This window comes from Rhodococcus sp. IEGM 1370 (assembly GCF_033142325.1).
In the GTDB taxonomy this organism is placed as follows: Bacteria; Actinomycetota; Actinomycetes; order Mycobacteriales; family Mycobacteriaceae; genus Rhodococcoides.
The window spans coordinates 1-1,330 of record NZ_JAWLRY010000066.1; the positions used below are offsets into that span (position 1 = coordinate 1).

A 1,330-nucleotide genomic window follows, 5' to 3' on the forward strand; every position below is an offset into this window, starting at 1 on the left:
TGAATCACCCCGGCAAGTCCAGAGACTTTCTAGTTTGAGAACTCCGCGATGCGCTGAGTTCCGTGTTCACCGTAGTAGAGGGCCTCGAGTTCAGCTGGTGGGATGTCCCCGCAGTGCTCGTACAGTCTGCGGTGGTTGAACCAGTCCACCCACTCCAACGTGGCGATTTCTACGTGTTCGACCGTTCGCCACGGCCCCTGCGGCTTGATCAATTCGGTCTTGTACAGCCCGTTTATTGTCTCCGCGAGGGCGTTGTCGTAGCTGTCTCCGGTTGTTCCGATCGAGGCATCGATGCCGGCCTCGGTCAGCCGCTCGGTGAAGGCAATCGAGGTGTATTGCGAGCCGCGGTCGTGGTGGTGAATCAGTCCCGACAGGTCCGTGATGCCTTCGCGTCGTCTCGTCCAGATTGCGTGCTCGATCGCATCGAGAACCAGAGGGGTGGTCATTCTCGTCGAAGTCCTCCACCCGAGGATTCGCCGGGAGTAGGCGTCGATCACGAATGCCACGTACACCCATCCCGACCACGTCGAGACATACGTAAAGTCCGCTACCCACAACACATTTGGTCCGATCGGGTTGAACTTGCGTTGCACCAGATCCTCCGCCCGCTGCCCTTGTGGATCAGAGATGGTGGTGCGCTTCTTCTTGCCACGTCGGGCTCCTTCGAGCCCGAGTGTGCTCATCAGTCGTTCGACAGTGCAGCGGGCCACATCGATGTCCTCTCGTCGTAATTGCAGCCAGACTTTGCGTGCGCCGTAGACCGAGTAGTTCTGGTCGTGAACCCGACTGATCTCGGCCTTCAGCTGTTCATCGCGCACGGCTCGTTTCGATGCTGCGCGGCTGCGGGCCTCGTAGTAGGTGGACGGCGCGATCGGGCAGCCGTGCTCGGTGAGCACCCTGCAGATCGGCTCGACGCCGTACTCCTGTTTGTTGTTTTCGATGTAGTCGATGATCATTTGTTGTTGCGGTCGAGCTCCGCCGCGAAGAAAACCGACGCTGATTTCAGTATTTCGTTGGCGCGCTTCAGTTCTCGGTTCTCTGCACGGAGCTTCCTCATCTCCGCCGCCATCTCGCTGGTCACGCCGGGACGCTGGCCGGTATCGGTCTGAGCCTTCCGGATCCAGTTGTGCAACGTCTGCGCGGTCCCGATGCCGAGCTTGCCTGCGACCGACTCGATCGCCGCCCACTCCGAGGTGTGTTCGTGCTGTATTTCGGCGACCATCCGCACCGCACGCTCACGCAGCTCCGGCGGGTACCTCTTCTGCGATCCTGACGACATGACTCCATCCTTCCCAAAGAACGAAGTCTCCGGACACGCCGGGGTGATTCA

Annotated in this window: 1 protein-coding gene and 1 other annotated feature; the gene reads right to left on the bottom strand. The window is 60.1% G+C overall.

The features are described from left to right. Window positions 1-29: 29 nt before the first annotated feature. Window positions 30-1,279 (bottom strand): IS3 family transposase gene (locus tag R4P47_RS25010; protein ID WP_317786073.1). Its coding sequence is split into 2 segments (ribosomal slippage): window positions 30-991 and window positions 991-1,279, totalling 1,251 coding nucleotides; the frame shifts between segments, so codons are not numbered across the junction. Then, window positions 864-992: a sequence feature (AL1L pseudoknot), on the bottom strand. It overlaps the preceding gene by 129 nt. Window positions 1,280-1,330: the final 51 nt, after the last annotated feature.